The organism is Vibrio sp. 03_296, assembly GCF_002265885.1.
Genome location: NZ_NPKW01000580.1, coordinates 1 through 505 on the forward strand (window position 1 = coordinate 1; position 505 = coordinate 505).

The 505-nt window shown below is 48.4% G+C and carries 2 pseudogenes; both read right to left on the bottom strand.

The features are described from left to right. Positions 1-326: pseudogene (locus tag CIK04_RS26320) on the bottom strand (YggT family protein); the annotation flags it as partial. 40 nt (positions 327-366) lie between these two features. Continuing rightward, positions 367-505, bottom strand: a pseudogene (locus tag CIK04_RS26325) (pyrroline-5-carboxylate reductase dimerization domain-containing protein); the annotation flags it as partial.

The window sequence follows — 505 nt, forward strand, 5'->3', positions numbered from 1 at the left end:
ACCAGCGGCTTTCACCAGTGACAGTTAAACCAAGGTAGAGGAAATCGGCAACTAAAGGTGACGGAACCACCAGAAGCAATCAAGGATCAGCGCAACAAACTTCAACACACACAAGACGTAGGCAAACATACGGTTGCCAGATCTAGACTACCAATGGATGGGATCACACGGCGCAGCGGGCCGATTACGGGTTGGGTTGCTTTGACGATAAATTGCGAAAATGGATTGTAAAAATCCGCACGCGCGGCTTGCAGCCAAATTCGTAAGATCACGACCATGATATAGAGATCAAACAGCGTCGAAATCAGAAAACTCATTGCATTCATAGATGCCCTCAAAMCGTAGAGCTGCTAAGCAGCCAGGTGATTAAAACAGTTTTCCATTCTCTGCTGCACGAGCCACTGCCGCTTGCATGCTTGGCTACGATATCAGAGAGTTGATGTTCATTGAAAGTACGTAATGCTTCGGCGGTCGTCCCTCCTTTGGAGGTGACGTTCTCGCGTAG